The organism is Peptoniphilus duerdenii ATCC BAA-1640 (assembly GCF_000146345.1).
Classification (GTDB): domain Bacteria; phylum Bacillota; class Clostridia; order Tissierellales; family Peptoniphilaceae; genus Peptoniphilus_B; species Peptoniphilus_B duerdenii.
Genome location: NZ_GL397071.1, coordinates 1,183,270 through 1,208,322, shown reverse-complemented (window position 1 = coordinate 1,208,322; position 25,053 = coordinate 1,183,270). Strand labels below are relative to the sequence as shown.

At 35.3% G+C, this 25,053-nt stretch carries 21 protein-coding genes; 5 read left to right on the top strand and 16 right to left on the bottom strand.

Annotation, left to right across the window (positions count from 1 at the left end; all coding sequences use genetic code 11):
* Positions 1-112: 112 nt before the first annotated feature.
* From radA to HMPREF9225_RS05330, 7 genes are all read right to left on the bottom strand, one after another.
* Entirely contained in the window at positions 113-1,462 is a 1,350-nt protein-coding gene (gene radA, locus HMPREF9225_RS05360) for a DNA repair protein RadA (RefSeq protein ID WP_008901935.1), read from the bottom strand.
* Positions 1,449-3,908 carry an ATP-dependent Clp protease ATP-binding subunit gene (locus HMPREF9225_RS05355; RefSeq protein WP_008901934.1) on the bottom strand — a complete coding sequence of 820 codons (2,460 nt, stop codon included), beginning with the start codon at positions 3,906-3,908 and terminating at the stop codon, positions 1,449-1,451. Before HMPREF9225_RS05355 ends, radA begins: the two co-directional genes overlap by 14 nt.
* Positions 3,908-4,864, bottom strand: coding sequence for an arginine kinase (locus HMPREF9225_RS05350; protein WP_008901933.1), 957 nt, complete (start codon positions 4,862-4,864; stop codon positions 3,908-3,910). Before HMPREF9225_RS05350 ends, HMPREF9225_RS05355 begins: the two co-directional genes overlap by 1 nt.
* Complete coding sequence (locus HMPREF9225_RS05345) at positions 4,851-5,345, bottom strand: UvrB/UvrC motif-containing protein (RefSeq protein ID WP_008901932.1); 495 nt, start codon at positions 5,343-5,345, stop codon at positions 4,851-4,853. Before HMPREF9225_RS05345 ends, HMPREF9225_RS05350 begins: the two co-directional genes overlap by 14 nt.
* Positions 5,342-5,809: a CtsR family transcriptional regulator gene (locus HMPREF9225_RS05340; protein WP_008901931.1), complete on the bottom strand. Its 468-nt coding sequence runs from the start codon at positions 5,807-5,809 to the stop codon at positions 5,342-5,344. The genes HMPREF9225_RS05345 and HMPREF9225_RS05340 overlap by 4 nt, the downstream gene beginning before the upstream one ends.
* 249 nt (positions 5,810-6,058) lie before the next feature.
* A complete protein-coding gene (locus tag HMPREF9225_RS05335; protein ID WP_008901930.1) occupies positions 6,059-7,564 on the bottom strand; it encodes a 4Fe-4S dicluster domain-containing protein in 1,506 nt (501 codons plus the stop codon).
* Positions 7,561-7,839, bottom strand: a complete 279-nt coding sequence (locus HMPREF9225_RS05330; RefSeq protein WP_008901929.1) for a (2Fe-2S) ferredoxin domain-containing protein — start codon at positions 7,837-7,839, stop codon at positions 7,561-7,563. The genes HMPREF9225_RS05335 and HMPREF9225_RS05330 overlap by 4 nt, the downstream gene beginning before the upstream one ends.
* 127 nt (positions 7,840-7,966) lie before the next feature.
* On the opposite strand from HMPREF9225_RS05330, the gene HMPREF9225_RS05325 reads away from it, so the two are divergent.
* Positions 7,967-8,299 carry a hypothetical protein gene (locus HMPREF9225_RS05325; RefSeq protein WP_008901928.1) on the top strand — a complete coding sequence of 111 codons (333 nt, stop codon included), beginning with the start codon at positions 7,967-7,969 and terminating at the stop codon, positions 8,297-8,299.
* Between the two features lie 47 nt (positions 8,300-8,346).
* Here HMPREF9225_RS05325 and HMPREF9225_RS05320 read toward each other — a convergent pair whose 3' ends face one another.
* The 3 genes from HMPREF9225_RS05320 to argF all read right to left on the bottom strand — a co-directional run bounded on the left by HMPREF9225_RS05320 (position 8,347) and on the right by argF (position 13,185).
* Positions 8,347-10,806, bottom strand: coding sequence for an ATP-dependent Clp protease ATP-binding subunit (locus HMPREF9225_RS05320; protein ID WP_008901927.1), 2,460 nt, complete (start codon positions 10,804-10,806; stop codon positions 8,347-8,349).
* Between the two features lie 43 nt (positions 10,807-10,849).
* Positions 10,850-12,004 (bottom strand): CD0519/CD1768 family membrane protein, encoded by a 1,155-nt coding sequence (locus HMPREF9225_RS05315; RefSeq protein WP_008901926.1) that lies wholly within the window; start codon positions 12,002-12,004, stop codon positions 10,850-10,852.
* Positions 12,005-12,192: 188 nt separating this feature from the next.
* Positions 12,193-13,185, bottom strand: a complete 993-nt coding sequence (gene argF / locus HMPREF9225_RS05310) for an ornithine carbamoyltransferase (RefSeq protein ID WP_008901925.1) — start codon at positions 13,183-13,185, stop codon at positions 12,193-12,195.
* A gap of 220 nt (positions 13,186-13,405) precedes the next feature.
* On the opposite strand from argF, the gene HMPREF9225_RS05305 reads away from it, so the two are divergent.
* The 4 genes from HMPREF9225_RS05305 to HMPREF9225_RS05290 all read left to right on the top strand — a co-directional run bounded on the left by HMPREF9225_RS05305 (position 13,406) and on the right by HMPREF9225_RS05290 (position 18,402).
* Entirely contained in the window at positions 13,406-14,644 is a 1,239-nt protein-coding gene (locus tag HMPREF9225_RS05305) for a helix-turn-helix domain-containing protein (protein ID WP_008901924.1), read from the top strand.
* Positions 14,645-14,804: 160 nt separating this feature from the next.
* Positions 14,805-15,980, top strand: coding sequence for a putative NPN-dependent ornithine cyclodeaminase (locus tag HMPREF9225_RS05300; RefSeq protein WP_008901923.1), 1,176 nt, complete (start codon positions 14,805-14,807; stop codon positions 15,978-15,980).
* Positions 15,980-17,074, top strand: a complete 1,095-nt coding sequence (locus HMPREF9225_RS05295; protein ID WP_008901922.1) for a putative NPN-dependent ornithine cyclodeaminase — start codon at positions 15,980-15,982, stop codon at positions 17,072-17,074. The genes HMPREF9225_RS05300 and HMPREF9225_RS05295 overlap by 1 nt, the downstream gene beginning before the upstream one ends.
* A gap of 107 nt (positions 17,075-17,181) precedes the next feature.
* The gene (locus HMPREF9225_RS05290; RefSeq protein ID WP_008901921.1) at positions 17,182-18,402 is read left to right on the top strand and encodes an arginine deiminase; all 1,221 of its coding nucleotides are present in this window, start codon (positions 17,182-17,184) and stop codon (positions 18,400-18,402) included.
* Positions 18,403-18,651: 249 nt separating this feature from the next.
* Here the strand turns inward: HMPREF9225_RS05290 and HMPREF9225_RS05285 are convergent, their stop codons facing one another.
* The 6 genes from HMPREF9225_RS05285 to hflX form a co-directional block, all read right to left on the bottom strand.
* Positions 18,652-18,921 (bottom strand): metal-sensing transcriptional repressor, encoded by a 270-nt coding sequence (locus tag HMPREF9225_RS05285; protein ID WP_008901920.1) that lies wholly within the window; start codon positions 18,919-18,921, stop codon positions 18,652-18,654.
* On the bottom strand, positions 18,918-21,671 hold the full coding sequence (locus HMPREF9225_RS05280) for a heavy metal translocating P-type ATPase (RefSeq protein WP_008901919.1): 2,754 nt from the start codon (positions 21,669-21,671) through the stop codon (positions 18,918-18,920). Before HMPREF9225_RS05280 ends, HMPREF9225_RS05285 begins: the two co-directional genes overlap by 4 nt.
* 217 nt (positions 21,672-21,888) lie before the next feature.
* Complete coding sequence (gene nadE / locus HMPREF9225_RS05275) at positions 21,889-22,614, bottom strand: NAD(+) synthase (RefSeq protein ID WP_008901918.1); 726 nt, start codon at positions 22,612-22,614, stop codon at positions 21,889-21,891.
* Positions 22,611-22,994: a CoA-binding protein gene (locus tag HMPREF9225_RS05270; protein ID WP_008901917.1), complete on the bottom strand. Its 384-nt coding sequence runs from the start codon at positions 22,992-22,994 to the stop codon at positions 22,611-22,613. The genes nadE and HMPREF9225_RS05270 overlap by 4 nt, the downstream gene beginning before the upstream one ends.
* Before the next feature lies 1 nt (position 22,995).
* A complete protein-coding gene (locus HMPREF9225_RS05265; protein WP_040551688.1) occupies positions 22,996-23,637 on the bottom strand; it encodes a YigZ family protein in 642 nt (213 codons plus the stop codon).
* Complete coding sequence (gene hflX / locus HMPREF9225_RS05260; RefSeq protein WP_008901915.1) at positions 23,637-24,899, bottom strand: GTPase HflX; 1,263 nt, start codon at positions 24,897-24,899, stop codon at positions 23,637-23,639. Before hflX ends, HMPREF9225_RS05265 begins: the two co-directional genes overlap by 1 nt.
* Positions 24,900-25,053: the final 154 nt, after the last annotated feature.

Below are 25,053 nucleotides of genomic sequence, written 5' to 3'. Positions count from 1 at the left end.
TTGCAAAGCTCATACTTCTTATAATTTCATTATAACATATTGAAAGTACCCTACTAATTAAGAAATTTTAAAGAAATTTTAATTGCAATATAAAAACCAAGGTTGCCCTTGGTTACTCTTCTATTGAATGTTTCAAAACTTCCATTATGTGATTTAATTTTACTAAATCTTTCGATTCTTGTTTAATATTTTTCGGAACGTAAATATGTTTAAAGCCCATGCGTCTTGCTTCGGAGATTCTTACATCTATGGACGGACAAACTTTTAGTTCTCCAGTAAGTCCTACGTCTGCAATAAAAACGCTTGATGCTTTTACTGGCTTACCTACAAGACTTGAATAGATGCTTACAATAACCGATAAATTGGATGCGGTATCTTGAAGTTTTATCCCTCCAGTAGTTTTAACAACCACGTTTTTATCCATCATTGGAACTTCCCCTCTCTCTTCAAGGATTGATATTAGTGTAAAAAGTTGTTCCTTTCTAAGATGTTCTGAAACTCTTGACGGATATGGCATAAATGATTTTGATACCAATGATTCTACTTCTAGTATGATTGGTCTTGTACCTTCCCTCGTTACAGATAGTGCTGAACCTGGAACATTTCTTCCATTATCTCTTTCTGTCATGAAGTATTCTGAAGGATTGTCGATAGAGGTGAGACCTTTTTCATCCATTTTGAAAAATCCCATCTCTCCTGTGCTTCCATATCTATTCTTAGTTGTGGAAAGTATCCTTAACTCTTCATAGGTTTCTCCTGATAATAAAAGCACTGTGTCCACCGCGTGTTCTAGAGATCTCACTCCCGCAAGTGAATCTTCCTTCGTCATCTGTCCGACTATAAAGACTGCCCTTGGTCTACTTTCGTTCTTCGCCATATTCATTAGCATGTGAATTGATTCCATTATCTGTGTCGGTGAACCTGCCCTCGATTCGATATTTGGGATGATAAAAGTCTGTATTGAATCGACGATTACAAAGTCGCAGTCCAAACTCTCCACTTCATCTAGCACATCCACAAGGTTATTAGTTGAGATTACAAAGAGATTATCAGAAATATTTTCTACGATTCTCTTCGCCCTCTGTCTTATTTGACTTGCAGATTCTTCTCCAGATGCGTAGAGCACTTTTTTTCCTTTTGAGGCCAATATATTTGAAACTTGAAGAAGAAGGGTTGACTTACCTGCTCCTGGTCTTGCAGTTAAAATGGTGAGGGAATCTTTTAAAATTCCCCCGCCCATTACTCTATCAAACTCAGAAACTCCCGTGAGGATTCTCTCGCCTTCTAATGCTTCCACATCTTTTAAAGGTTTTGAGCCTTTGGATTTAAAGATTTCTGTCTTTGATACGGATTTTGTTTTCTTCTCCTCCTTGGTCTCTTCCATTGAGCCCCAGGCACCGCACTCAGGACATTTTCCTAAAAATCCAGGAGAAGTATATCCACATTCACTACACTTGTACATTTTCTACTACCTTATTTTTAATTTTATTCCTGCGAATTACAAGGGTTTCTCCATTCTTATAAACGGTTACAGAATCTCCTCTTTCGATCTCTCCATTTACAAATTTATCCGCAAGCACGTCTTCGATATTGGTTCTTATAGATCTTGCAATTGGTCTTGCTCCATATTCTTTATCGAAACCAACTTCAGAAATATAATTTACAACGTCTTCTGTAAATTTAAGATCAAGTTCTAGATCCTTTACCCTCTCTTTAAGTTCATCGAGCATAATTCTTACGATGTCCTTGATTTCTGGCTTGCCCAATTCTTTAAACACGATTATATCGTCAACCCTGTTCAAAAATTCTGGTCTAAAGGTCTTCTTTAGTTCTTCATTTATAATATTTTTCATCTTTTCGTATTCTGTTTCTTCTCTTGCTTTGGTGCTAGTTCCAAATCCAAGACTTGATTTATTCTTAAGAAGAGTTGCACCTGCGTTTGAAGTCATGATGATGATTGTATCTTTAAATGAAACTGTCCTTCCTTGAGAATCGGTCAAAATTCCATCGTCCAAAATTTGTAAGAGAATGTTAAACACATCTGGATGAGCCTTTTCAATTTCATCGAAGAGTATTACAGAGTATGGATTGCTTCTTACGATTTCTGTTAGTTGTCCACCTTCTTCGTGACCAACGTATCCCGGAGGTGATCCAACGAGTCTACTTACAGAATGTTTTTCCATGTATTCTGACATGTCGATACGAATCATGTTGGATTCATTTCCAAATACTTCTTCTGCGAGCTTCTTGGATAGATAGGTCTTACCAACTCCAGTTGGTCCTACAAAGATAAATGATCCTATCGGTCTATTTTTATCTTTTAGTCCAACTCTTGCTCTTTTAATTGCTTTGGATAGGCTTATGATTGCCTCATCTTGTCCCTTTACAGATCTTCTAAGATTATTATCCAACTCTCTTAGTTTTGTGTTTTCTTCTGTAGTTAGTTTTGTAACTGGAACTCCAGACCAGGAAGAAACTATTTCTTCTATGATTTCTACTGGAACATCTGGTTTTTCTCTATTGTTTTTATATTCTTCTTTCTTAAGCTCAAAGGATTCTCTTATTGAGGATTCTTCGTCTCTTAGCCTTGCAGCCTTTTCATAGTCCTGTTCGTAGATTGCCTTTGCCTTTTCCGCTTCTATGTCCTCCAACTTTTCTTCAAAAGTTTTAACGAATCTTGGAGTCTTTATATTTTTTATTCTCACCTTAGATGCAGCTTCATCGATTAGATCTATGGCTTTATCAGGGAGATATCTGTCGTTTATATATCTGTTGGATAAAACTACCGCAGATTTTATAATTTCGTCAGAAATATTTACCATATGATGATCTTCATAGGCAGCCTTTAAACCTTTTATAATCTCTATGGATTCTTCTTCTGTCGGTTCTTTTACATTTATCGCCACAAGTCTTCTTTCGAAGGCTGGGTCTTTTTCTATGTGCTTTCTATATTCCTTGGTGGTTGTTGCACCGATTATTCTAATTTCTCCCCTTGCCAATGCAGGTTTTAGAATATTGGATGCATCCATTGCTCCTTCTGCTCCGCCAGCTCCCATGATGACATGCATCTCATCAATAAATAAAATTATGCTGCTATCTCTTGTCGCTTCTTCGATTACGGTCCTAAGTCTCTCTTCAAAGTCTCCTCTATACTTAGCCCCTGCTATTAATGAGCTTACATCCAAAGTCAAAATTCTCTTGTCCTTTATGACATCAGGCACTTCTCCTTCGACGATTCTCGCTGCTAGACCTTCTACTATTGCTGTCTTGCCTACTCCTGGATCACCGATTAGAACAGGATTATTTTTCTTTCTTCTAAGAAGAACTTGGATAATTCTTTCGATTTCTTCTGCCCTTCCTATGATTGGATCGATTTTTCCTTCCTTCGCCCTTTCGTTTAGGTCAATGGTCCACTCTCCAACTGGAGAATCTTCTTTTTTATTTTCTTTCTTGCCTTGGTTTGGGTTTCCATTTAGTGCTCTCATAATAGATGCTTCGAGAGATTCTGTATCTATGCCAAGATTTCTCAAAATCATGACAGCTATTCCCTGTCCTTCTTTTAAAATAGCAAGAAGAATATGTTCTGTACCTACAAGTTTTGAGTTCATAACCCTTGCTGCCTCGTAGGATAGGTCAATTATTCTTTTCGTTCTAGGTGTATAGTTAAGTGGTCCTAGATTTTCTCCTGAAGAGTTGGCTGAAACTATAGAATCTAGTTCTTGTTTCGCAAGATCATAGGTGATTCCAACTTGGTAAAGAATACTAGATCCAGCTCCAGAAGTTTCTTTTATAATTCCAAGTAACAAGTGTTCCGAGCCTATATATGATTGGCCGCTTATCCTTGCTTCTCTTTGAGCAAGTAGCATCGCCCTTTTTGCCGGTTCTGAAAAATTATCAAAAATCGCCACTAAAATTCCTCCTTCATCATTTTTCTAACTAGATTCGCCCTTACAATATCTAGTGATTTGCCATCTAAAATCTGTTTTCTGTCGTGTTGAATTGCTCCATTTGTAAGTGAATCTATGCTTTTTATTAAATTTCTATTTCCATTCTTTTTTATAATTGAGAGAGATACTCCCAAATCTAAAATAGTTAAATTATCTATCATCTCATCTAATTTCAAAATTCTTGCGTTTCGAAGTATTCCATAGGACCTGTTCACCATGTCTTCTAAAACAGCAATGTCATCGAGATAGAGTTTTTTTCTATTATCTAATTCAATTCTTTCTATTTCTTTTGAAATACTTGTAATTTTATTTATTATAGTTAGCTCCGATTCGCCGATAGTGACCATATTTTTTAGTACAAAAATATTATTTAAACTAGAATTATTTACTTTAAATGGTTCCAGTCTATATCCCATCCTGTTTATGGATTTGGAAATATTTTTTATTCCAAAATACTTTGTCGCAGGAAGTGAAATCACTACAAAGGCTTGGAGCCCTGTACCTACAATTGAAGGATCTGTAGTAAGATATCCAAAATCCTTATCGAAAGCATAGTTAATCTTTGAAGATATTTCATCGTCAAGTCTGGATAGTTTTCTATATCCTTCTAGCAAATTTTCCTTGCCCATGGTGGTTATGACCATGTGATCTTCTCCCATTAGAAAAATCTTTATATCTTCATCTTCAAGATAGGAAGAGAACTCTCCATGATTTAGAAGATTTGGACTCGTGGTAAACTCTTCCTTTAGTTTTAGTAGCTCATAGGTTGTAAGTTCTTTTAGTCTCTTATGACGAAAGCTTGGGAGAGATTCTGCAATTTTATTTGCAAGTTCTGTTGCATCTAAGTTATCTATTGTGGATGTGAAGTTTTTACCTTCTACATTTCTGTGAATCCTAATTGCATTATAAAGTATCATTCTTCACTTCCAAATCTTTTATTTCATCTCTTAAGATCGCTGCCTCTTCATAATTTTCAAGTATTAGAGCCTCTTGCAACTTATCTTTTAAATCAAGAATCTTTCTGCCAACTTTTAAATCCGTTGGACTAGAAACTGGAATCTTACCCTTGTGCACAGATGAAAGCTGATAGTTTTGTAAGAAATTATTTATTTCGTCTCTAAATTCATCGTAGCAATGGATGCATCCAAGATCAGAAGTCTTAAGCACTTCTCTTATCTTTCTTCCGCAAAATCTGCAGGTCTTTTCTTCATCTATAGTTTCTTCTTCAACATTAAATATTTCTTTAAACAAATCCTTAAACCCATCAATCATAAGGAAATTGCCTTTGAATTTCTTCGCTGCGCATTCCTTGCAGAGATGGATCTCAGTCACTTCGTTGTTCTCTACCTTTGTAAAAGAAATAACCGATTCTCTTTTTTTACAATTATCACAGATCATTTCTCTTTCCCTCCCAGTACATATACAATCATATTTTTAAGAATATCTGCCCTTACCTCATTTTTTCCTTCTCTAATTTTATTTAGAGATCTGTTGGAAATGGATACAAGGATTAAATTCTTTTCATCATCATCTATTTTTCCCATTTCATAGAGGGCTTCCACGATATCATGTGCTTTTTCTAAAGTTATAGAATCTCCAATTTCATTGAATAGATTTTCTCTCTTTCTTCCATATTCAGTTATTGTAAGTTTAGTAATCCTTATGAAGCCTCCGCCACCACGACGAGATTCAACATAGAATCCTTTAAATGGAGTAAATCTTGTAGTAAGCACATAGTTTATTTGAGAAGGGGCGCAATCAAACTTCTTTGCGATTATGGATCTTTGTATCTCCAATGAGCCCTCTTCTTCCTCTAAAAGTTGTAGTAAAAACTCCTCTATATTATTTGAAATCTTTGCCATCTAATCACCTTTGACATTCTTTGACATTTATCTTTAAAAAAATTTCTTTTCTCCTTTAATTAATTTCATATTAACACAAATTAGTATAGATTGTAAACAGTTTCTTGACATTCTTTGACATTAGAAATATTTTTATAAATATTTTTAATCTTAATTTAAAATTTATTTTATAGAAAAAAATTTTTTCGTCAATCTAATAAAATTTTACTTGCATAAAATCTAAAAAAAATCTGTTGAATATTCAACAGATTAATCCTCAAATTTGTAACCTTTTATATTTTCATTTTCAAATGGATCTTTGTACTTAGAATTTTTCATAAATTGATCCACATTTTTCTTAACTCTTGTTGTAGATTGAATAGTTCCAACTCCTGCTATACATCCACCAGGACACGCCATTCCTTCTAACAAGTATCCATTTTTTCTTCCAGCTTTTGCTACCTTTAGCATCTTTACACATTCGGAAAGTGAATTTGCACCTTCGATTAGTATTTCTCTACTTGGGTCTATTTCTTCAGCCACTTTCTTAACCGCTGCTGCTACTCCTCCTGCTACTGGATAACCTCTACCTAGTGCGGATGAATCTTCTACGTCATCTTCTATTTCAATGTCCATAGGTTCTACATCTTTTGCAACGAACATTCCCATTAATTCTTCAAATGTAAGCACAAAATCCACCGAAGATTTTATATTTGTATCCAGCGCTTCTAATTTTTTCGAAGTACATGGACCTATAAACACAACCACCGCTTCTGGATCGATATTTTTAATATATTCTGCAGTGTACCTCATTGGTGAACCTGAGTCAGAGATTTGTTCTTTAAGTTCTGGGAACATATTTTTAATCATAAGCGACCAGCTATAACAACATGAAGTTCCCATAAAAGGAATTTTTTCTGGAACTCTTTCCAAATATTCATGGGCTTCGTGTAAAGTCGTAAGGTCTGCGCCCAAACCAACTTCAATTACATCTTTAAAGCCAAGCTCTTTTATAGCTTCGAAAACTTGTTTTGGAGTTGTACTTAGTCCAAACTGTCCAATAAATGATGGTGCTACCGCCGCATATAATTTCTTACCAGCCTTTATAGCTTTTATTACTTGATATATCTGTGACTTGTCTGCAATCGCTCCGAAAGGACATTCAGAAATACATCTTCCGCAGGCAACACACTTGTCTTGATCGATTTCTGCTCTATTGTATTCATCGGAGCCTATCGCACCTACTCCACATGCAGCACTACATGGTCTATCAAAATCGACTATCGCATGGTATGGACATGTATCTTTACATCTTCCACATTTTACGCATTTGTCATGATCGATTTCTGCACGATGTTTACCAATCTTAACTGCATTTACAGGACATACGTTGGTACAAGGGTGCGCCATACATCTTCTACAGTTATCCGTTACATAGATAGTCCTAGTAGGGCATGATTCACACGCAAATTTAATTACATTTACAAGTGGTTTTTCGTAAGCGTTGGTATCAATATCAATCTTGTCAAATCCATCGGTGATTTTTTTATACACTCCGATATTTCTTATTGGAAGGCCAAGAGCAAGTCTTATTCTCTCATCGGCAATGGCTCTTTCTCTAAACATTGATTCTCTAAATTGAGCAACCTCTCCTGGGAAAAGTCTGTAGCTTGCATCTTCAAAATTACTTGTATCCAAGTCGTTGTAGGCGATCCTTGCAACCTCTGCAAAGACTCTACGTCTAATATCAACTATCCTCGAATAACTTTCTTTCATATATCTTGCCTCAATGCTTCCATAACTTTTTCACTTACCACTTGTGGAGTTGCGTTATATACTATTTCGTCATCGATTACCACAATCGGTGCCTTTCTTTCATTTTCTCCTTTGCATAGATTTAAACATTTACTAATATTTAATTCTAAATTTTTTGAGCTGCAGAGTTCTGACTCTGGTCCGCAGAGCTCGTTGGCTATGTATTCCAATTGATCATAGATCTGATTTGCACCCATCATTGTGCATCTAGATCCCATACAAACTGTAACTTTCATTTTATACCTCCTACCTTATCATTATAGCAGAGAATTTTTTTCTTTTCTATGATTGATAACACAGTGAACCTTCTCTTGTATTTTTAAAATCAAAATATTTCTGTTATAATTATTTAAGGTGATTTTAATGAAAAAAATAGGTGGAATTTACATCTTTCTATCCTACTTTGTAGGTTTAGTATACTTACTTGCATATTATTTTTTGATGACAGAGTTTTTTAAAGTTGATCCATTCACAGGAATATACTTAGTTATTTCAATCTATATTGTCATTTGCTATATTTTATTTCCTTGGTCATGGAACCATCTATATGATCTTGTTGAGAATACCCCTTTATCTGTGCTTACATTTTCAAAACTATTTATGGGACTTGGATTTTTCTTCCCATTTATTCTACTTTTTCACGATAAGGAATACGAGAAAGATAAAGAAGAAAAAGATTTTTACGAAGAAATTTAATTTACACATAAAAAGCGACTAAAGTTTTGTACTCTAGTCGCTTATTTTTATTTTATAGTTACTGTAAAGTCCGATTGCACCAAAATCGTGCTTCCTTGTTTTATATTTCCATCCAAGGATAGATTTGCTATTTCTGTCATGAGTATTTCTTCGATACTTCTTTGGATGTCTTTCGTTGATTTTATTCCAAATCTCTTTATTATATCTTTTAAATTTAAATCCCACTCCAAGAATATCGCTTGATCTTCTAGTTCGAGTTTGATTTCATTTAATCTAAGTTCCAATATCTTTGCAAGTTCATCTAAATTAAATTCTGATAGGGTAAGAGTATCGTCAACATGGCTCATAGCTTCAGGATTTGGCTCTTCCCTCGTAGTTAAAAATACTATGGTGTTTTTAAAGTCTATGGACCTTCCCTTATTATCTCTTATTTTGCCTTCGTCGATGATTTGATAAATAATTCCAAGCACTTCCGCGTTTGCAAGTTCAATATCTTCAAATAATAATATTGAATAAGGTTTCGTCCTTATGGTCTCTGTCAAGATTCCACCAAGTTCGTGTCCAACATATCCTGGAGGCGCTCCAATCAGTTTTGTAACTGAACTTTTATCAGTGTACTCACTCATTTCAAAACTTAAAACTGATCCGCTCTCTTCATATAATTTTTCAGAAAGCACTTCCGCTAGGTAGGTCTTGCCCGTTCCTCTTGGACCTGAAACCAAGTATGAGATTGGTTTATTCCTTTTAAATAGACCGGATTTTGCTCTTATAACTGAATTTACAACTTCGTTTACTGCACTCTCTTGACCGATGAAGGTTCTCTCTATTTCGGATTTAAGTGATTTAATCTTTTCAGATTCTTTTTTATTTAATGTTGTTATAGAAATTCCTGTGCTTTTAGATAGTACTTCTAATATTTCTGATTCTGTAACTTCATCTTTAATTGGATAATAAGGTTTTGTGCTTTTAAGCCCTTCAAGATGTTTTTCTCTTGTGTCAAATTCTACTGAGAACTGTTTTAATTTTTCAAAATCATGTGACTCTTTTGCAGATTCAATATTCTTATTTAAAAGTTCCAAGCTTGAAGTTTCTTTAGAAATATCATCTAGTCTTTCTAGTTCTTTCTTCCAAAGTTCTTTCTTCTCATCGTAAGCTTTTCTTTTTTCTTCGATCTCTTCTTCTAGCTTTTGAAGTCTATTGCTACTTCTAATATCTTTTTCTATCTCTAGAGCGACTTTTTCTGTCTCAAGTCTTATGAGTTCACGATTTAATTCATCTATCTCCTGAGGAACTGAATCTATTTCCATCCTCACCATGGAGCTCGCTTCATCTATTAAATCGATTGCTTTGTCCGGTAGATATCTGTCATTAATATATCTATTGGAAAGTTTAACCGCTGATACTATCGCCGAATCTTTGATATTTAATTTGTGATGAGATTCGTACTTCTTTTTAATTCCCCTTAGAATTGAAATGGCTCCATCTTCTGAAGGCTCTTCAATCAAAATCTTTTGAAATCTTCTTTCAAGTGCAGAGTCTGTTTCAATATACTTTCTGTACTCTCTCGTGGTTGTAGCACCAATGGTTAGTATTTCTCCCCTTGCAAGCATCGGTTTTAAAATATTTGACGTATCCATGGCACCATTAGTTCCACTTCCAATTATGTTGTGGAGTTCATCTATAAATAGAATTATTTGCCCGTCGGAAAATTTAACTATATCCAAAACTTTTTTTAATCTCTCTTCAAAGTCACCTCGAAATTTCGCCCCTGCAAGGACAGATGTCATATCGAGAGAGAACACAACCTTATCTCTTAAAGTTTCCGGTACATCTCCAGTTGCAATCCTTAAAACAAGTCCTTCTACCACAGCAGTTTTGCCGACACCTGCTTCACCGATTAGAACAGGATTATTTTTTATTCTTCTAGAAAGAACTCTTATGACATTTGAAGTCTCTTCATCTCTACCTATGATTGGATCGATTTTTCCTTCTTTTGCTTCCTCAGTGAGATTTCTTCCGAACTTTAGAAGATATTTTAAATTTTCTGATGAAATGTTCCCAAGTTTCTTCTTCGTAAATTCCTCTAGGAATTTAGATTTCATAACCTCATAGGTCAGCCCATAACTATTTGCAATCTCCTTTGAAACGGTCTTATCTTCCCTAAGTATGGCAAGGTATAGTGAGTTTACATTTACAAAAGATTCATATTGATTTCTAGAAATTTCTTCAGAGTTTACGATTATCCTTTGGTATGGACGAGAGTAATAAAGCTTCGTCAAACCTTTTGAACTTCTAAGCTTCTCAATAGCTTCTACGACTCTATTTTCATATTCTTTTAAATCCACACCCATTTCAAGAAGTGTTTCCAAAAGAGAAAGACCATTGGTACGAAGTATTGCAAGGGAAAGATGAAGATCTGTTATCTCTGCATTTTCATATCTCACAGCTAAATTCTGTGCATCTTTAAAGATATTTACAACCTGTCTTGAAAATTTTTCTGGATTCATATAATCACCTCAAAAAAAATAAGGGAGCAACTGCCCCCTATAACTAAAAGATCAACATTATTAAATGTGATGCGATTCCTGCACAAATTCCACCAATAGTGTGGCATAGTATGGCATTACCTGTCATTTCTTTTGTTCCAAGAGCATCCATCATTGCGATGTGAGTAGATAGATATCCACTCCAACACATACATATAGAAGTAAATACTGCAATGTCATTAGGTGTTACAAGATTTTTGTTAACCATTTCAGACACCATTCCGATAGCAGCACCGGAACTTCCAAGAGCTGTAATAGGAACTGCAATAGCTTGCGGACTTGAAAAACCAAAGAGAGGTTTTAAAATTACGTTTAGCTTCTCTCCGATTACAGGAAGAATAGCAATACCTTGGTTCGCTGAACCGTCATACACACCAGCTTCACCAACTCCATTGGTAAGCATGATTACCAACGTACAGATCAAGACTACACCAGGGATTATTGAAACTCCCATGTCCACTCCAACTTTACCTCCATCAAGAAGGGATTGGATAAATCTTGAACCGATGCTACCTTCTCTTACCCTTCTCATTCCCTCTGGAATCGGATCGGAAAGAGTGGTCTCAACCTTGTCTACTGTTCCATAATATTTTTTAGTATGTCTCATCATAAGTCTTACAGAAACTATAGAGCCTATAATCGCTCCAACATTTCCTACAAGAGCTGCTGTTATAGCTCCTTCAACTTTGAAACCCATCATAGTTGTAGTAACGATTAGACCCATTCCAAATGCAGTTCCTAAATTTGTAAGAGCTGGCATTTGATATTTTTTAAAGTATTGTCTAAAGTTATCATCATGAGCAAGAGTAAGGATGGCTGGATTGTCAGACATGTAACAGTTTAACATTCCTAGAGAACTTGCTCCCGGTAGATCATAAAGTGGTCCCATTACTTTTGAAAGAACTTTATTTATAAGTGCAATAACTCCAAATTCTGAAAACAGACCACTGACACCACCTGCAAGTACAGCAACCGCCATAAGATAAAAGCATACGTTCATAAGAAGATCGAATCCTGTGGACATCATCGTCTTAATCATATTGGTGCCGCCCATAATGCTTCCCATGTAGCAGAAGAAAGCCATGAATGCTGCAATAAATATTATAGCCTCTAAGCCAACTTCATTTTTAAATAGGGATTTATTTTTATTCTTTTCCAAATTTCCTCCTTGACGTTGTAAGTTAACGTTGTAAATTAATACTATTAAGAAAAAGACCGGCTTTACATTGAAGCCGGAAATTTTATAAGATTTTACCCATTTACAAAATGGTTTTTAATTAAAAAGATAGCATCTTTTAGTATCTTTAAATTAAATCATTATGTATCCTTCCAAGTGGAAGGATTTTATTAGCAAAGAGTTGCGTACACGATAGCTTTAATTGTGTGCATTCTATTTTCTGCTTGGTCAAATACAAGAGATTGTCTAGATTCAAATACTTCGTTTGAAACTTCCATTTCCTTTAGACCAAATTTTTCTTCAATATCTTTACCAACTTTTGTTTCAGTGTCGTGGAAAGATGGTAGGCAGTGTAAGAAGATTGCTTTTTCGTTTGCATTGTTCATAACTTCTTTATTGATTTGGTATTTGTGAAGAAGATCAATTCTGTGCTTCCAGATTTCAGCTGGTTCACCCATTGATACCCAGATATCAGTGTATAGAACGTCTGCATTCTTAGTTCCTTCTTTTACATCAGAGATAAGTTCTACTGTGCAGAAGTTTTCTTTTGCAATTTCTCTAGCCATTTCAACTAGATGTGCTTCTGGGAATAGTTCTTCTGGTGCACATGCAACGAAGTTTATGCCCATTTTTGCACAAGCGATCATAAGAGAGTTTGCTACGTTGTTTCTAGCATCTCCCATGTATACAAATTTAAGTCCTTTTAAGTGTCCAAAGTGTTCTTCGATAGTTAAAAGGTCAGCAAGCATTTGTGTTGGATGCCATTCATCAGTAAGACCATTCCATACTGGAACTCCTGCATATTCTGCAAGTTCTTCAACTACTGATTGTTTAAATCCTCTGTATTCGATACCGTCGTACATTCTTCCAAGTACTCTTGCAGTATCTTTTATAGATTCTTTATGTCCCATTTGAGATCCTTGTGGATCTAGGTAAGTAACTCCCATTCCTAGGTCATAACCTGCAACTTCGAATGAACAACGAGTTCTAGTTGAAGTCTTTTCAAATAATAAAACGATGTTTTTTCCTTCTAGGTATTTATGTGGAACGCCTGCTCTCTTAAGTGATTTAAATTCTTTTGCAAGATCAAGAAGATATCTCATATCTTCAGATGTAAAATCAATAAGTTTTAAGTAATTCTTACCTCTAAAATTCTTTGGCATAGTAACTCTCCTTTTATTTTAAAAATTTTTAACGTATTTCTACATCTACATTTTACAATAATCATATATATTCGAAAGGACATTTTCATTTATTATTTTTGTTTTAAATTGATTATACAATGAAAATATTTCCTGTTTCTTAATAAATTTTAGATTATACCAACTATTTTATATTCCTTAGAGAGCTACTTAGTATGTTATAATTATTTTGGAGGTTACGATGAATAAGAATAGAAAAATCGAAATTCAAAAAACATTTAATAGACAAGATAAAGAAGGAGATATTATAAGTTTCGATGTAGAAGTTGACTACACAAAAACTACTCCACTCTTACATAAAGAATCTAGGTTTTTATATATATTAGAAGGTGAAGGAAAGATAAAAGTTCTAGATAGAGAGTTTGATCTTCGCCCTGGTGTCATCATAGCACTACTACCTTGGCAAATTTCTGAAATTGTAGAGATTACAAAACCACTTAGCTACTACTTGTTAGTCTATTCATTTGAAGTTTTAAACGAAGTTATAAAGAAAACTTTAAATGTCAGCAACGAAAATATAGATATGATTTCTCTTCTTTATAATAATAATTTCGTAGTTCCAAATGAAATTGAACTTAAAAAAATGAGAACCATATTTGAAGATATAAGAGATGAAGTAGGTATTCGTTCAATGGTGGTTTCTGAACAAGCGGAATACTCTTCCATCTATATGATTTCAAAACTTGCCGAATTAATAGTTTTATACCTTAGAAATATTCCTGAAAAGAAACACGAACACAAAGACTATTCACCACTTCCATCAGAAGAGATTTTCCAATACATGTATCTAAATTCAAAGAGAAAGATTACATTGGAAGAAATGAGCAAAATATTCTGTATGAGTGAATCTTCCATCTCTAGATATATCTATTCTTTAACCGGACTTGGGTTCTATGATCTTCTTCAAGAGATGAAGTTAAATAAAGTAATCTACTTTTTACTCTATACCGATTTAACTTTAGATGAGATTGCAGATATTTTAAATTACACAGACGCCGCTCACCTTTCAAGAGTGTTTAAAGATCAAAAGGGTATTGGAACCAAAAAATTCAAAGATTCCTACCAAAATATAAATAATATAACTCACATTAAACACGATGAAAACACGGGAAATATGGTTAAATACATCTATAAAAACTACGCCAAAAATCTACACATCGGCAATATTTCCAAAATGTTTGATCTTACTCCTCCAGCTATAAATGAAGCACTCTCCTACCTTGTTGAGATGAACTTCTCAAACTTTTTAAACAACCTTAGAATTAAGAGAGCTGCTGAACTTTTAATAGAGACAGAAAAACCGATTATAGAAATAGCTTTGGAAGTTGGATACAACTCTAGCAAAACATTTTCTCGTAACTTTATAAAATTTATGAAAGTAAATCCTGGAGAGTTTAGAAATTTAGAAAGTCTCAAATAGTTTTCATTGGATAAAATCTAATTATATAATTGTATTAGATTGAATAATTTAAAGCTGTATGGCTAAATCACTTGTTTTCTTACAAGTGTAACAATAAATAAAATCTCTATAATATTTTAATTATGATAAACTATAACCATAAATACTATGAGGAGGCAGTATGAAATTTCATTTACCAATATTTGAAAAGCCTGATTTTTCAAATGAGGCTTATAAAAATGCAAAAAATATAACTGTTGCTGAAGTAGAAAAAGATGGAGTTGCGCCAGATAATTTTTATCTTACAACTCACCTACCAACATTCTACAAAGTAGATGGAGAATGGTTACTACCAGAACATAACTCACTTAACTGCGTTGCAGTTCTTAAAGATGGTGACATCCTTATAAAAGAAATTAGAGATCTTAAAAAAGGTGAACAAGTCGTAACCGGAAGAACTAAAGACGGTTCTAATGGTGTACTAGTATATAAAGAAGGTTTCCCTAAATCAGTATATTCTGAACCTGGTCAAGCCGTTGAAACTTCTTTTTCAAGAGATTATAAATTCCTTTTCGAACAAATGGAATACGAAAGAGATAACGGCGGATACATCGTATGGGTTCTTGGACCTTCAGTGGTATTTGACCACGATACAAGAGTTGCATTAAACCACTTAGCTGAAGCTGGATACATCAACTGCTTAATGGCTGGTAATGCAATGGCAACCCACGATCTTGAAGGTGGATTCTTAGGCACTGCCCTTGGACAAAATATCTACACTCAACAAAACGTACCTAACGGACACTACAATCACCTTGACCTTCTAAACGAAGTTAGATCTGCTGGATCTATTAAAAAATTCATTGCTGAAGGAAATGTAAAAGATGGTATCATAAAGACACTTTCACAAATGGACGTACCTTTTGTACTTGCTGGATCCATTAGAGATGATGGACCTCTTCCTGAAGTATATGGAAACACAACAGAAGGTCTAACCCACATGAAAGAGCATCTTGACAAAGCAACTCTTATAATAGGACTTGCTACTATGCTTCACAACTTAGCTGCAGCAAATCTTGCTTCAAGTTATAGAATTAGAGAAAACGGAGATATTACTCCTGTATATATGTACGGAATCGACGTTACAGAAAACGTAGCAAACAAAATGGCTCATGCTAGAGAAAATATTGCCTTCGTTCCTATGATTACAAACGTACAAGACTTCGTTGTAAATCTAGAACGTGCTCTTGTTACTCCGGCTGACAAGACATTTGCAAATGAAATGGAGCTTCCTGAAGAAGAATACGTTGAACTAGAAAATAAAAGAAGAGAAAATGAAGAAGGAGGATTGCTATAATGGATTTTCAAATGCCTAAGTACCATCATCCAGATTTCGAACAAGAATTTCTAAAAAATGCACCTAATGTTCATTTAGAAGAAGTTAAAGTAGATGGCATAAGCCCAAGACATTACCACGCACTTTCTGTTTATCCAGAATATTTTAAAATAAATGGCAAATGGATTTTAGCTACCCAGTCTAGAATGGATACTGTCTGTGTTGCAAACGACACACCTGGTGAAGAATCCGTTAACATTGTAGAATTTAGAAATCTAAAAAAAGGTGACAAGGTTGTAATCGGACGAACCGAAGATGGTTCTGAAGGGATCTACATGTGGACCGGCGGATTCTTAGAAGAGTCTGAAGAGCTTGATACTTTTGCTTTTAGAGCTGGAAGATCAAGAGAAACTGCCTTCTCCGTTGACTACGATACACTTTACGATGTTCTTCGTCACGAAAAAGCAAACAACGGATATGTAACTATGATTATCGGTTCTGCAATCGCCCTTGATGAAGATGCAAGACTTGCTCTTGAAAGACTTATTAGAAACGGATATGTTCAAGCAATCTTCTGTGGTACAGAAACTGCTGCCTTCGACTTAGAACGCGGAATCTACGGAACCACTTGGGGACAAGAACATTTCGTTCACGAACAAAATACTACAGTAAACCTATATGAAACTATAAATCTCGCAAGAAAATATGGCTCAACTAAAGCTCTTGTTGAATCTGGTCTTGTAAAGGACGGTTTCATGAAGGCTGCCATAGAATGTGGCACTGAAGTAGTAATGGCTGGTACAATTAGAGATAGATTAGCACTACCAGAAACTATCGATAATGTTTACGAAGCTCAAAACAAGATGAGGACCCACGCTAGACGTACCTCAACAATCATAATGCTTTCAGCTATTCTTTACACAATAGCAACTGGAAACATGACCCCATCTTACAATGAGTTTGACGGAGTGATAAGACCTGTTTACATGTATACAGTTGATATTCAAGAATTCGCTGTAAACAAACTTTCCGACAGAGGAACTCTAACAGCTGTTTCAATGGTTACTAATGTACAAGACTTCATAAGAAACATAGATAGAGCTTTGAATAGTTAAATTAGAAAGACTTCTGTTATCAGAGGTCTTTTTTTTAAATTCTTGTCATGTTGACAAAAAAATAAATTTAATTTAATCTAAAATTAAGTTAGTTGAAAGGAGAACTTATGAACAAAAATATTAATGTTTACTCAGAGATTGAAAAATTAAAAAAAGTTATTCTTCATAGACCTGGTCACGAGCTTACAAACCTCGCTCCAGATCAACTAGGTGAACTTTTATTCGACGAAATTCCATTTCTAGATGCTGCAGTCGAAGAACATGATTACTTTGCACAAATCTTAAGAGACAATGGATGCGAAGTTTATTATTTAGAAGATTTAGCAGCAGAGTCACTTACAGATTCAGGAATCAAAGAAGCTTGTATAGACGAATTCTTAAAAGAATCTGACATCCAAGTTGACAGAGAAAAAGAAATCTTAAAAGAACTTTTCCAAAATATGGAAAATAAGGAACTCGTTCTTAAAATGATGGGAGGAATTAGAAAATCTGATCTTCCTGATTACAAGAAGACTTCCCTTCCAGAAATAATCGAGAAGGATGAATTTTTCGTTACAAAACCAATGCCAAACCTATACTTCACTAGAGACCCATTCTCTCTTATAGGTCACAGCGTTTCTCTAAACCATATGTGGAGCGAAACTAGAAGACGCGAAACATTATTTGGCAAGTATATTTTCAAATATCACAACGACTTTAAAATAAAAGACGAAGATCTTCACTACAATAGAGAACTTCCAGCATCAATCGAAGGCGGAGACATCCTAGTGCTAAGCGATGAACTTATAGCTGTAGGTACTTCTGAAAGAACTTCTGCCCGTGCAATCGAACAATTTGCTAAGAGAGTTCTAAGAGAAGAAACTGGATTTAAAAAGATTCTTGTCCTTTCAATTCCGAAGAAACGTGCCTTCATGCACCTAGATACAGTATTTACAATGGTGGATAGAGATTTATTTACCGTTCACCCAGAAATCGAAGATTCTCTAACTTGTTTCGGAATTACATTTGACGGCAAGAACCTACACACTGAAGAAGAATCTTCTGATATCGAAGAAGTGCTTCTAAAGAACCTTCACCTTGATAAGGTTGACCTTATTCGTCAAGGTTCTGGTGGACTACTAGATGCTTCTCGTGAACAATGGTCAGATGGATACAATACTTTAGCTATCGCACCAAGAGAAGTAGTTGTTTACGATAGAAACGTTGTTACAAACCAAATTCTTAGAGATCACGGTGTTACACTTCACATTATGAAGTCAGGGGAACTTTCTAGAGGTAGAGGGGGCCCAAGATGTATGTCAATGCCTATTTATAGAGAAAGAGCATAATAAATTGGCTATGCAAATTATTTGGGAGACTCGTTAATTCGAGTCTCTTTCTTTATGTAAAATGAACACATGACCGCTAATTAAAATATCAAATCTAAAATAACAAAAGCAACCAAAAATACGCATGGCTTTTTAGCTATGAGTTTATTTATGTTGCACTTGTTATGATATTATCTATATAAAAAATACCCTCCTACTGATCATCCAGTAAAAGGGTGTTATCATTATTTTTTTAATTTCATATCCCACCTATTTTGACAACTTATTTATAATTGTGTTCATTTCTTCGATTTTCTCGTCAATTTCTTCCTGGCTCTTAGAGTAGGAATCCTTAACGCAACCTCTTAGGTGGGCTGTCAGAACATCCTTGTTTATGTTTTTAAGGATTGAGATTGATGCCATGAGTTGGTTGGAGATATCTAGGCAGTACCTGTTCTCCTCCACCATTTTTATAAGTCCATCAATTTGTCCCCTGACAGTTTTTAATTTTCTAAGTTGGACTTCCTTGTCTGCTCTCATTTTTCAATTTTTGCAGAGTAGCCTGCATCTTCAACTGCCTTAACAAGTGCTTCATCAGCAAGATCTTTGTCAAGTTCTACCCTTGCACTTTTGTCTTCAAGCCTTACATCAGCTTCTCTTACTCCGTCAATTCCTTCAAGAGCCTTTTTTACTGATGCCACACAGTGATTACAAGACATTCCTTCTACTTTTAAAATCTTTTCCATACTATCTTCTCCTTTATTTTTAATAATTTTATAACCTGCATCTTCAATAGCATTTTTTATTTCTTCTGGACTTAGACCTTGGTCTATAAATTCTACAGAAGAATTTTCATGGCTTGCCACAATATTTTTCGCCTTGCCAGTTTTTTCTAGAGCATCGGAAACTCTCTTCTCGCAGTGGCCACACATCATGCCTTCTACCTTTATTTTAGTTGTTTTTTCATTTTTTTCTTTAAGATTTTCCTCTTTTGCGTTTTCTTTTTCACTTATGGGTTCATTTTTATTTAGAGAAGATTTAAGTCCCCTTGGCTTAAATCTTCTAAGTCTCAAGGCATTGTTTACAACAAAGACTGATGACAAACTCATTGCAAAGGCTGCAAACATTGGGGAAAGTTTTATCCCAAAGGCTGGGAACAAAAGTCCTGCAGCTAGTGGAATGCCAAGTGTGTTGTAGAAAAATGCCCAGAATAAATTTTCCTTGATGTTTTTTATTGTAGCCTTGGAAAGTTCAAGGGCAGAAACCACATCTAAGAGGTCGGACCTCATTAGGACCACGTCTGATGACTCAATTGCCACATCTGTTCCATGACCTATTGCCATGCCTATGTCTGCCTTGGCAAGGGATGGAGCATCGTTGATTCCGTCCCCAATCATTAAAACCTTCTTGCCAGATTTTTGAATTTTGTCGATTTCCTTATTCTTATCTTGAGGTAAAAGACCTGCGAGAGTTTCATCAACTCCAATTTCTCCAGCAATTGCTTCTGCAGTTTTTTCATTGTCTCCAGTTAGCATAATAATAATCTTTCCCATGTCTCTTAGGAGTTTAATTGCATCCCTTGACGACTTCTTAGGAAGGTCCTTTACTGAGATTATTCCCATGACTTCATTTTCATTTGCAAAGTACATAGAAGTTTTCCCCTCTCCTGCCAGTTCTTCTGCCTTTGCCTTAAAGCCCTTTAGGTCAATTTTTTCTTCTAGCATGTATTCAAGATTTCCAGCAAAATACTTATTTCCAGCGATCTCTCCATTTAGGCCCCTGCCGCTAACTGAATTGAAGTTAGTGATTTCTTCTAAGCCTATATTTTTTTCTTCAGCATAATTTAATATTGCAGAAGCTAGTGGGTGCTGAGAATTTTTTTCTAGAGACCCAGCAATTTTTAAAAATTCATCTTCGTCTAAGTCTGTAACAACATCTGTTAGGATTGGTTTGCCTTCAGTGATTGTCCCTGTCTTATCCATTACGATTACATCAATCTTGTGGAGATTTTCCAAAACTTCTGCATTCTTAAATAGAAGTCCAAAATCTGCAGACTTGCCTGTTGCAACCATTATTGAAACTGGTGTTGCAAGTCCCAATGCACAAGGACAAGAGATAACCAAAACAGAAATTGCAAAGTTAAGTGCATTTTCAAATCCATAACCAAGATACATCCAAACTCCAAAAGTTATTGCAGAAATAATCAAAACTGTTGGCACAAATACTCCAGCAATTTTATCTGCCAGCTTGGCAATAGGAGCCTTGGACTGGTTGGCCTCGTCAACTAATTTTATAATTTGAGAAATTGTTGTGTCTTCCCCAACCTTTTCTGCCTTGAACTTAAAGGACCCTGTTGTGTTTATAGACGCAGAGATTACCCTGTCGCCCACAGACTTTTGGACTGGGATTGACTCACCAGTCACTGCTGATTCATCAAGAGATGATGCACCTTCAATTACCTTACCGTCAACTGCCACAGATTCGCCAGGCCTTACAATTAAAATATCTCCAACTCTTACATCTTCTATATTTTTTACAACTTCCTTGCCATCTTCAATAACTGTCGCCATTTTTGGAGCAAGGTCCATTAACTTTGCAAGAGATGACCTTGTCTTGTTCTTGGATTTTTCTTCCAAGTATTTCCCAACAGTTATAAGAGTCAATATCATTGCTGAAGACTCAAAGTAGAGATTGTGCCTGTAAGCATCAACAAGTTCCATGTCCCCTTGACCAAATCCATATGCCATCATGTAAATGGCAAAGATTCCATAGATAAGAGCTGCAAGAGAACCAATAGCAACAAGGCTATCCATGTTAGGAGCCTTGTTCTTAAGTCCCTTAAATCCAGAGATGTAAAAGTCCCTGTTTATAAATACAACTGGAAGAGCCAATAGAAATTGTGAAAAGGCAAAGATAACCGCCCCTTCTCTTCCATGAAAGATCCTTGGAGTTGGCAAGTGAACCATGTGACCCATAGCAATATACATGAGGATGAGCATAAAGATACTAGAAGAGATTAGCCTATGCTTTAGGGCTCTCTCCCTGTCATCCACTGGACCAGCTTCATTTTTTATTTTTTCTCCAGCCGGGCTTGCTCCATAGCCAATTTTTTCCACAGCTTTTATAATTTCTTCATCATTTATTTTGTTTTCGTCAAAATTTACCTTCATCGAGTTGGTCATGAGGTTGACGTTGGCAGTGCTTACACCATCAAGCCTTTCTACAGCCTTGGTTACATTGGCGACACATGCCGAGCAAGTCATGCCTCTGACATCATATTTCTTTTCCATAGTACCTCCTACACCCCCCTAGGGGTGTTCTATGTTTATATAATAACACCAGAATAATTTTTTTACAAGTTTCGATAGGGTTTTTAATATTTAATCACATATTGTTTCTTGTAATTTTTATCGATAAAAATTATTTAACAAGATAAGATTTCTTGCAAATAAAAAGGCAGCTTCAGCTGCCAGTTTTTTATCCCATTAAATTTTGGTTGATTTCCATTTATTCTTCTTTTAAGATCGTCATCTTGTGTTTATTAATTCTGTGAAGTCTATCTATAAGCTCTTTCTTCTTTTCATCTAGTTTGATTTCCTTCATAATATATCCATCTAGCTCTTCATAGGTAAAGCCCATTTCATCTTCGTCGGTTTGTCCTTCAAATAGTCCTGCTGATGGTTTCTTGTCTATAATTTTTTCTGGAAGTCCCAAGTATTTTGCCATTTCAAATAGATCTGTTTTCAGTAGATCAACTATCGGAAATATATCTGCTCCAGAATCTCCATGTTTCGTAAAATATCCTGTGTAGTATTCAGAATAGTTTGAACTTCCAACTACCATGTAGGATTTACTTTGCGCGTAATAATAAAGGGTGGTCATCCTTAGGCGAGGTTTCACATTGTGGATGCTCATTTCTACATTGGTTTCATCTACCGATTCCATAAATGCATCAAAGGTCTTAGTTAAGTCTACTTTTTTTAGATTTATTCCCGTATTTTCTGCTACGAGTCTAGCGTCTTCTTCGTCCTGTGGTGCTGAGTGGATTGGCATGATTATTCCTAGAGCATCATCTTTAAACGCTCTCTTGCAAAGTGCCGCCACCACTGCAGAGTCAAGTCCTCCCGAAAGTCCAAAGACCACTCCTTTAAGTCCAGCTTCTTCAACTGATCTTTTTATATAATTTACTTTTTCATCTATCTTTTTCTCGAAATCTTCTATTCTCTTAATCATTTTGCCCCCAAGATTTTATAGATACAATTTGTTACATAATTTAGTCCGAGTTTGTCTGCGTATTCCAAAGTTTCATCTGTGTAAGTTCCAGGTTGGAAAAATATATTTTCTATTCCCATAGCCTTAGCTTCATCTAGAACTGAAATGGCTACTTTAGGATTTACTACCACATCTACCACGTCTATCTTCTCTTCAATATCAGAAAGTTTTTTATAGACTCTATTGCCTTCAATTTCATCAAGCTTTGGATTTACCATGTAGACATTGTAACCATGTTCTAGCATCCTCATTGGAATCTTGTATCCAAAGGTGGACTCGTCAGATCTTGCTCCAACTACTGCCCAATTTTTTTGCTCTACCATTTTATTTAATTTATCCATTTTACACCTCGTATAATATCTTTCCATCTACAGTTGGAAGGATTACCTCTCCCAAACTCTTTATTTCTACACTTCCACTGGTCATGTCATTCATATCGTCAAATATCTTTTTATCCTCTGGGTCCACATCGATGGTGACGCTGACCATGTCTGTATAATTTTCTTCTATTACTTTATACCCATTTGTTATAAGATAGTTTGTAATCGCTCCGTGGGCGGTGTAGTCGTAGGTGAATTTCGTTCGGTTCATGGATTTTATAAGCACTTTTGTGCCACCATTTATCGCTTCTACTACTCCCTTTGTATATGCTCTTACAAGTCCTCCTGCTCCTAGAAGAACTCCTCCAAAGTATCTCGTAACCACCGTCACCACATTGGTCATGTCTTCTTTTTTTAAAACTTCAAGCATTGGCACTCCTGCAGTTCCACTTGGCTCACCATCATCGGAGTATCTTTGAATATTCTTTTTCTCTCCGATTATATAGGCGTAAGTATTGTGAGTTGCGTCGTAGTACTTGGACTTTTTTTCATCTATAAACTCCAAAGCCTCTTCTTCCGTTTCAACTCTTTTTATAAATCCAATAAATCTAGATTTTTTTTCAATAAATTCTCCGGTAGATTCCCCGAGCATTGAATAGTACATCATAAAAATTCACCGTACTCTCTGATTTCATTTTCGTTTAGTATGGCTCTTACCTTGGTGCCTTCAGCTAAATATTCCACAGATATAGCTTCTACGCCACTTAAAAATCTATCAAGCACATCTGTCTTGCTATATGGAAATAGAAGTGAAACTTCTTGATACTTTATATTCAAACATTTTTCGATAGCATTTAGCAGTTTGTCCATATTTTCATCATGCTTAGCAGATATAAATATATAATCTCCATCCACTTGAGGTAGGATTATATCTTCAAGCTCTGCTCTATCCATCTTGTTATATACAGTTAAGATTGGAACATCCATAACCCCTATGTCTTTTAGAATATTCATTGTGGTCTTGTACTGAATTTCTATGTCCGATGAAGATGCATCCATAACATGGACGATTAAATCAGAACCTCTTATCTCTTCCAAGGTGGATTTAAATGCTTCTATAAGTTTCGTCGGAAGTTTTGATACGAATCCAACCGTATCGGAAATTATAAAATCTCTTCCATTTAAAAGTTTTGACTTCCTTGAATTTGGATCTAGGGTTGCAAAGAGCATATTTTTTACGAATACTTCTCTACTGTTAGAATTTTTAATTCTATTTAAGATCGTACTCTTTCCTGCGTTGGTATATCCCACCAAGGACACGATTGGAAGTCGAGATTCCATTCTTCTCTTGGATCTAGTCTCTCTATTTTTTTCTGCAACTTTTAATTTGTCACGAATGGAGTCGATTTCTCTTTGGAGTCTTCTTCTATCTGTTTCTATAATTTGTTCCCCAGGACCACGAGTTCCGATTCCTCCACCGGTTCTGGACCAACCCTTTATACCGAGTAGTCTTGGCATTTCGTATTCCCTCTTTGCAAGTAGCACTTGCAGTTTACCTTCATAGGTGTTGGCACGAAGGGCAAAAATATCCAAAATCAAGTTGGTTCTATCTACAATTTTTAATTTTAATTCTTTTTCCAAGTTTCTAAGTTGAATCCCTGTCAGCTCGTCGTTGAAAATAATGGTTTCAACTTCCATATTTTTTGCGATTTCTTTAATCTCATTTACTTTTCCCGAGCCGATTAGAAATTTTGGGCTGAACTTCTCAATATTTTGAGTGACCACTCCCATCACTTCCCCGCCATCAGCTTCAACAAGTTCCCTAAGTTCTTCCATGGATGAACTAAGTGAATTTGGAAGTGCTCCAAGGTCTGTGCCGACAAGTATAACTTTTTCTTTTTTCTTTAAATTTTCAATGTATTCCATAAAGTCATTATACAATAAAATTTTAATTTTATCATTTTATAGATTTTGAAATTTTATATAAAAGATGGTGAAAGTCCTCTGTTTAATACAATATTGAAAAAGACAAAACGATTTCTTAATGCTATAATGAATTTGGGAGGTAAGAAATGAATTT